Origin of the sequence: Natrinema altunense, from assembly GCF_000731985.1 — an archaeon.
Taxonomy (GTDB): Archaea; Halobacteriota; Halobacteria; order Halobacteriales; family Natrialbaceae; genus Natrinema; species Natrinema altunense.
In genome coordinates this window covers 48,843-56,566 of record NZ_JNCS01000016.1, presented here as the reverse complement: position 1 = coordinate 56,566, position 7,724 = coordinate 48,843, and the positions used below count along the sequence as shown (strand labels likewise).

Annotated in this window: 6 protein-coding genes and 1 tRNA gene; 1 reads left to right on the top strand and 6 read right to left on the bottom strand. The window is 66.0% G+C overall.

Features of this window, described 5'->3' with window-relative positions:
- Nucleotides 1-175 (bottom strand) — tRNA-Trp (locus tag ALTAJ2_RS19335).
- A 57-nt stretch (nt 176-232) separates the two neighbouring features.
- Nucleotides 233-1,153, bottom strand: coding sequence for a DUF5794 domain-containing protein (locus ALTAJ2_RS18175; RefSeq protein ID WP_049900493.1), 921 nt, complete (start codon nt 1,151-1,153; stop codon nt 233-235).
- Nucleotides 1,154-1,697: 544 nt separating this feature from the next.
- Between ALTAJ2_RS18175 and guaB the strand changes: the two genes are divergently transcribed.
- Nucleotides 1,698-3,200: an IMP dehydrogenase gene (gene guaB, locus ALTAJ2_RS18170; RefSeq protein ID WP_007109722.1), complete on the top strand. Its 1,503-nt coding sequence runs from the start codon at nt 1,698-1,700 to the stop codon at nt 3,198-3,200.
- Nucleotides 3,201-3,226: 26 nt separating this feature from the next.
- Here the strand turns inward: guaB and ALTAJ2_RS18165 are convergent, their stop codons facing one another.
- From ALTAJ2_RS18165 to ALTAJ2_RS18150, 4 genes are all read right to left on the bottom strand, one after another.
- Nucleotides 3,227-4,870, bottom strand: coding sequence for an AMP-binding protein (locus ALTAJ2_RS18165; protein ID WP_007109723.1), 1,644 nt, complete (start codon nt 4,868-4,870; stop codon nt 3,227-3,229).
- A gap of 72 nt (nt 4,871-4,942) precedes the next feature.
- On the bottom strand, nt 4,943-5,479 hold the full coding sequence (locus ALTAJ2_RS18160; protein ID WP_007109724.1) for a hypothetical protein: 537 nt from the start codon (nt 5,477-5,479) through the stop codon (nt 4,943-4,945).
- A 6-nt stretch (nt 5,480-5,485) separates the two neighbouring features.
- On the bottom strand, nt 5,486-7,072 hold the full coding sequence (locus tag ALTAJ2_RS18155) for a sodium/proline symporter (protein WP_007109725.1): 1,587 nt from the start codon (nt 7,070-7,072) through the stop codon (nt 5,486-5,488).
- On the bottom strand, nt 7,065-7,574 hold the full coding sequence (locus ALTAJ2_RS18150) for a hypothetical protein (RefSeq protein WP_049900551.1): 510 nt from the start codon (nt 7,572-7,574) through the stop codon (nt 7,065-7,067). Before ALTAJ2_RS18150 ends, ALTAJ2_RS18155 begins: the two co-directional genes overlap by 8 nt.
- Nucleotides 7,575-7,724 lie beyond the last annotated feature (150 nt).

The following is a 7,724-nucleotide window of genomic DNA, read 5'->3' as shown; positions in this document are numbered from 1 at the left end:
TGGGGTCGGAGGGATTTGAACCCCCGATCTACTGATATCTCCGGTGCGCCTCGGAACTCCAGAGGGTCATCACACGAGCACTGATCAGGTGCCCGATCAGTATATCAGTCTGGAGTGTCGTCCCGGGCGCGTTGCCTCTGGAGTCAGCCGCCATGCCTGGCTTGGCCACGACCCCTCGAGTCCCAGTTGGGGGATGTACCGTAAAGTGGTTTCGATTCGGACCGGAATCGCCCTACAGCCACGGGGCCCGTCCCGCGGTGTCCGTCCCGTCGTCGCCCGGATACGCGTTCGGCTCCTCGTCACGCTCCGCGGCCGGCGGCTCGCTCGAGGCGCTTGCACCGCCGCCGTCGGTCACCGCGCCCATCCGCGCGGTCGTATCGTCCGCGTCGGCGTCCGGCTCGGGACTCGAGTCGGCGTCGGCGGACTCCCGGAACGGGAACTCGATGGCGAGCAGGGCGGCGACGAGCAGGGCGACCAGCGGGGCCTGACCGAAGGTCATCCAGAGCAGGGACGGCGGGAGCAGGCCGAGCGCGACGGCGCTCCCGAAGCGGAACCGATCGATGTCCATGTACTCCCGCAGGTACGGCCCGGTCAGCGCGATGGTTAGCGCGAAGGCGACGCCGACGGCTGCGGCCAGCGTCGCGTTGACCACGAGCTTGCGCTCGGTCATCAGCGAGAACGTGGCCCCGGAGGGCTCGAGACTCGCGACCAGACCCAGCCCGATGATGACGGCGGGGTTGGGGAGGTAGTCGCCGATCGTCGCGCTGGCGGTCTTGGCCGCGATGGCGGCGATCACCAGCGCCGCGAACCGCTCGAAGATCACGGTATCGACCACGCTCTCGATCGTCGGCGCGAGCGCGGCCTGCACTGCCGACAGCAGTATCAGCGGGATACCGACAAGCAAGACGACCGCCGCCTGCTCGCGGGCCGTCCCGTTCATCTCCGCGAGGATCACGGCGACGGTGGCGCTCCCGCCGAAGATCAACAGCCCGACCTGAATCGCATCGAGCGGGTTGTTGAGCGCCCCGGCCAGGATCAACGCGGGGAAGACGCCGTCGACTAGCGGCAGCATCATGACCAGCGCGAGGAGCCTGGCGTTACCCCCGATGATGCGCTCCATCTGGAGCGCAACTGGGTGTTGTGACGTACTCATCGATCAGAGTCGATGGCCGTGACCCGAGGCCTGCGGGTGATATGATGGACAATCCCGTCCCGACCGGTCCGGACGCCAGTCGATCGGAGTGGGAATAAGGCCTCGAGCTGTGAGTTTCTGTGTAAAATTCCCGAAGGTGGCAACGGAGACGGCACTCATCCGGCCAGCGGTTCGGGCGTCGGCTGCACTCACAGCGAACATACTCCGACAGATGGGTGGATTGTCAATAAACGTTGCGTGGGACTCCATTTCACGATCCGGTACCGTTCCGACAGTGGCGGCCAGATCCGAACGGAAATGCACAGGTCTGACTCGGATGTGGGCACTCGTAAGCGAGATTGCCCCGCGTCCAGGCAGACACAATGATTCTCATTCGCACACGAAAGTTCAGGAAGGACGCCGACCGCTCGAGGGAGACGGCCCTCGAGAACGCGACCGCGGGTCCAGGTACTAGCGGGCCGCATCACCCGTTGCGGGGGTTGTCAACCGTTGACGCCCGCGGAAATCTCGCAACGCTTTTTGCCCGGGGGGCCGGACGGTTTACATGGCGAACGACGTTCCCGAGCACGAGCCCTATTCTTCGAAACTGCAGGTACCGGAAGCGCTAACGTTCGACGATGTCCTTCTCCGCCCCAAGGAGAGTCGCGTCGAACCCGACGACGCTGACCTCACGTCGAACGTCTCGAAAAACGTCGAGGTCTCCGTCCCGATCCTCTCGGCGGCGATGGACACCGTCACCGAGAGCGACATGGCCATCGCGATGGCCCGCCACGGCGGCCTCGGCGTGCTCCATCGCAACATGAACGTCGACGAGATGGTCGAAGAGATCGGTCGCGTCAAGAGCGCCGACGAACTCATCATCCCGCTGGATTCGGTCGTCACCGCCTCCCCGGAGATGTCGGTTCGCGAAGTCGACGAACTGATGGCCCGTCACGGCGTCGGCGGCGCACCCGTCGTCAACACCAACGGCGAAGTCCTGGGGATCATCTCGAGTACGGACATTCGGCCCCACCTCGAGGTCAACGAGGACGATCCGGTCACCGAGGCGATGACCGACGAGGTCATCACGGCTCCCGAGGACGTCGACTCCCGCGACGCGTTCGAGTTGATGTACGACCACAAGATTGAGCGCGTCCCAGTCGTCGACGACGAGAACCTCCTCGTGGGACTGGTCACGATGCAAGGCATCCTCCAGCGCCGCGAGTACAAGGAAGCCGTCCGCGACGAGGACGGCCGCCTCCGCTGTGGCGTCGCCGTCAGCCCGTTCGAGCAGGACCGTGCGGTGGCCGCCGACGAGGCCGGTGCGGATGTCATCTTTATCGACACCGCGCACGCGCACAACCGGAACGTCATCGAAGGAGCCCGCGAGATCACGGACGCCGTCGATGCGGACGTCGTCGTCGGCAACATCGGGACGCGAGAGGCGGCCGAGGCCCTCGTCGACTTCGCCGACGGGCTGAAAGTCGGCATCGGACCGGGGTCGATCTGTACGACCCGCGTCGTCTCGGGTTCGGGCATGCCCCAGATCACGGCCGTCGCACAGGTCGCCGACGTAGCCGCCGAACACGACGTGCCCGTGATCGCGGACGGCGGTATCCGCTACTCCGGCGACGCGATCAAGGCGATCGCCGCCGGCGCGGACGCGGTGATGCTGGGCTCGTACTTCGCCGGCACCGACGAAGCGCCCGGCCGCGTCGTCACGATGAACGGCAAGAAGTACAAACAGTACCGCGGCATGGGATCGGTCGGCGCGATGAAGTCCGGCGACGGCGACCGCTATCTCAAGGACGAACCCGAGGAGGAAGACGAGTACGTCCCCGAAGGCGTCGAAGCGGCAACCCCTTACAAGGGTACGCTCAAATCCGAGCTCCACCAGCTCGCCGGCGGCATGCAGTCGGGCATGGGCTACGTCGGCGCGGAAACGATCCCCGCGTTCAAGGAACGGTCGGAGTTCGTTCGCGTCTCCTCGGCCGGACAGGCCGAGAGCCACGCCCACGACGTCGTGATCACCGACGAAGCGCCGAACTACTCGCCCGACAGCGAGTAACGACCACGACCCACTCGAGTGACTCCTCACCCCAGTTCCGTCCGGCGGATCTTGCCGGTCGCCGTCGTCGGCAGTTCGTCGACGAACTCGATCTCGCGTGGGTACTCGTATGCTGCCAGTCGCTCTCGCACGCGGTCACGAATCGTCGTCCGGAGCTCGTCCGAGCCGGTCTCCCCCGCGACCGGCTGGACGACGGCCTTGATGATCTCACCTCGCGTGTCGTCGGGAACGCCGACGACGCCGACCTGTTCGACGGCATCGTGCTCGAGGATCGTCTCCTCGACCTCGCGGGGGGCGACCCGGTAGCCGCTCGTGACGATGAGGTCGTCGTCGCGGGAGACGAACCGGACGTACCCCTCTTCGTCGCGTTTCGCGAGGTCACCGGTGAGGTGCCACTCTCCGAGAGTTACCTCCGCCGTCTTCTCGGGGGCGTTCCAGTACGCCTCGAAGAGCACCGGATCGTCGCCGCGCCGAACGGCGATCTCGCCGACCTCGCCCGGGTCCACGGGCTCGCCCTCGTCGGGATCGACGACCGCGACGTCGTGCCCGGGGACGGGTTTTCCCATACTGCCCGGCATCGCGGGAAACCACTCGCGGCAGTTCGTGACCAGCAGGTTCGCTTCCGTCTGCCCGTACAGTTCGTTGACGACTGTCCCCGCCAGTTCCTCGTCGGCCCACTCGAGGATCTCCGTGGTCAGCGGTTCGCCGCCCGAGCAGATCGCCGCGAGCGAGAGGTCGTAGCGCTCGGTCAGCTCGGCGACCGTCATGAGCATCCGGATCGCCGTCGGCGGAACGAAGGCGTTGGTCACGTCGAATTCGGCGGCGATCTCGAACGCGGTTTCGGGATCGAACGATCCCATCGGGTAGCCGACGACCGGCCGGCCGTAGTGCCACGCGGGGAAGACGAGATCGCCCAGCGCGCCGATCCACGCCCAGTCGGCGGGCGTCCAGTAGACCGAGTCGCCGCGGACGTTCCGCTCGAAGTACATCGAAAACGCCGGGCAGTGGCCGATCCAGACCCCGTGGGTGTGGAGGACGACTTTCGGATCGCCGGTACTCCCGCTCGTGTACATGATGATCGCCGGCGTGTCGACATCGGTTTCGGCGATATCGTACTCGCTCGAGCGCCCATCGACTGCCGCCTCGAAGGTTCGAACGGTCGCGTTCCCGATACGACGCGCCTCCGGATCGGCGTCCACCACGAGTACGTGCTCCAAGGCCGGGCAGTCCGATGCCACGGCGCGGATCGTGTCCCACTGGGCGGCGTCGACGACGGCGACCCGCGCGTCGCTGTCCCGCAGTCGGTAGCCCAGCGCGTCGTCGCCGAACAGCACCGATAACGGGAGCGACACGGCCCCGCGCTTCCAGCTTGCGAGGTGCGTGAGGACGTTCGCCGGTTTCTGCGGCACGACGACCGCGACCCGGTCGCCGCGGTCGACACCCATAGACTCGAGGGCGTTCGCGACGGCATCGGACCGCCGATCGAGTTCGTCGAAGCTGTACGTCTCGCGGCGGCCGTCCGGATACGCCTGGAAGAGCGCCGGCAGATCGCCGTCCGGATGTTTCCCTACGAGATCGGTGGCGGCGTTGAATCCCGTCGGAACGTCCCACTCGAACGATTGACGGGCCGCTTCGTAGGAATCCCCCTCGAGGGAGACATGCCACGTCATAGCGCGTCCTACAACGAAGCCCGAAATAAACCGTCGGGCGAGTCGCGATCGACGGACCGACGCCACGCGAGTTCAGAGGCGAGGGAACCGGGGCGTCTCGACGACTACGTCCACGCCCTCGAGTCGCGGGTCCGATTGCAACTCGGTCACGAGTTCGCGTTGCGGGTCCGCGGTTCGCGATTGGGACAGCGTCCGCTCTTCGTATTCGATGTCATCCTCGTCCTCTCGCCACGTGACGACGAGTCGTGCCCGGCGCAGCCGCGTTCCGGTGACGAGTCGGAGTTCCTCGAGAGCCTCGAGCGGAACGGCGAAGTTCCGGTCGTCGAACGCCGCGACCTCCGGGGGCGACAGCTCCGCGACCGCCGCTCGATCGCGTTCGCCCATATCCGCCCGCAGGAGCAGCGATCGAAACGATTCGCCGACGAAACACCACAGCAGCCGTTCGTCGGTCACCACGATCTCCCAGAATTCGATCGAGGTCGGTCGCTGCCGGAACCAGTGCGTGAGTCGTGCGATGATGGTCTCGCTCGTCATCGGGTCGTCATCGGCGGGGTCAGTCTCGGTCTTGGCTGGGTCGGTCGCCGATCGGGAGCCAGTATGGTCGGTCACGTGCGATCACCGCTCGAGCAGCGCGTGGAGGTCTACGGGCAGTTCGTCCCCGTCCTGTGTGGCGAGGGAAACCCCGATGAACAGGACGACTGCCACGAGGAGCGCGACGGTACCGACCGGGAACGGGTCCGGGTACGGGTAGGTCGCCATGATACCGTCGGCGAGCCCCCCGTAGCCGGCGGTGTCCGCGGCCATCGGGATCGCGCTGTAGAGGACGTTGACGACGAGCCCGCCGACGATCGCAGCGATAGCGCCCTCCTTCGTTGCCCCCTTCCAGTTCATTCCGAAGACGGCGATCGGGACGAACGCGGCGGCGAAGAAACCCCAGCCGATCGTCCCGAGGATACCCACCAGCGCGTCGGAGAAGTACACGACACCCGTCGCGAGCACCGTCAGACCGGCGAGGGAACCCTGCGTGACTCGGAGTTCCGTCTTGTCCCGCTCGATCGGGCGGCCTAGCGCTCTCGGAATGTCTCGAGAGACGGCCGCCGCGCCGATGTTGAGGAACGAGTCGCTCGTCGACATGATCGCGGCCAGCAGCGCCGCGAGGATGAGCCCCGCGACGATGCTCGGCGTGTACTCGAGGACGAAGACCGGACCGACCTCGCTGGCGCTGAACGTCTCCTGGATCTCGCCGGCCTCGACCATCGATCGCATCGAGAGGCCCGCCGAGAAGGCGATCAGGCTCGAGACGGCATACGAGAGGGCGGCGATCGGTGCGCCCCACTTCAGGATCTCGAGGTTGCGGCTCATGTAGAACTTCGTGATCAGGTGGGGTTGGCCGGCGGACCCGACCGAGAAGAGGATCCACCACGCGATGGCGACGAGGATCGCCGTCGTCGAACCGGCCATCGCGCCGAACGGCGAGATGAGGGCGGGGTCGGCGGTCGCGAGGTTGCGGGAGATCGTCTCCATCCCGCCGCCGAAGGACATCGCGTAGGCGAAGACGAACACCGCGCCGGTGATCATCGTCAGCGCCTGTAGGAAGTCGGTCCAGACGCCGGCGATCATCCCGCCGAGCATGCTGTAGAGCAACAGGATGAGCGCGCCGCCGAGCAGGCCCCAGATGACCGGAACCCCGAAAATCGCACGCATGACGAACTGCAGGGCCGCGAGGTTCGTCGCGAGGTAGGCGATCACGCCGACGACGACGGCGAGACCGGTGAGTCCGCGCACCCAGTCGCTCTCGTAGCGGACGTACATCCCGTCCGCCAGCGTCAGGACGTTCCGGATGTCCGCGAGCAGTCGTAGCCGCTTGGCGAGGACGATCCAGGTGAGGAGAAATCCGAGCGGCGCGGTAAAGAAGATCCAGAGCGCGGTCGCACCGAACTCGTAGACGAGTTCCGGGCCGCCGACGAACCCGAACCCGGACTGGATGACGGAAAAGGCGGTCATCGCGAGCACCCAGGTCCCGATGCTCTTGCCGGTGATCAGGAAGTCGCCGGTCGTCTGCGTTCGCATGTAGCCCCAGATCCCGATCAGGACGACGACGAACAGGTAGACCGCACCGAAACCGACGATGATCGGATCGTCCGCGACCGGGATCCCCTCGGTCTGCAGCGGACCGGTCCCGAGCGCTGTTCCGTCACTCATCCTCACCACCTTCGTCGGCCGTTCCGCCGGAGCCGTCTGTGCTGGTTGGTCTGTCGATCCGTCGCGGTACGAGGGGAAGGTCCGCGTCACGCTGTCGGCTCCGGGCTTCGCTGATGATGGTGTCGACGATAGCCTCGCTACCGATTCGATCGAAAATCAACGAGAAATAGATCGCGGTGAACGCGGGTACGAGCCACAGGAGCGCGAAATAGACGAGCGTCGGTCTCGGGACGCCGAACGCGTACGTGTAGCTCGTAACGTCCGGACTCCAGAGCACCCAAATCCCGGTAAGTCCAGCGATGAAAGCCCCGGCGAGCACGGTGACGAGACCGTTGAAAGGCGCGAGCAGGGAGCCGCGATGTTCGACGGTCGCGGACGCGACGACGGCGAGGATGAACACCGCTGCGACGTAGGAGAACACCCGATACCAGCCGAGGCTCGCCGTGACCAGCGCTCCGAGTGCGAGCAGGCCGATCACTCCCATCAGCGCGTTTCGTGGCATACTCTCCCCCGAACGCCACGTTTCGGGACGTCGTCGGTTCCGGTTCGAGCGAATCGGTCCGTCCATCCGCGTTTGCGATACGGACTTCTGACGGGTCCGTCTCGAGCGATGTGCGCCCCGCGAGTGTCAGTAGGTAACATGACTCTCTAG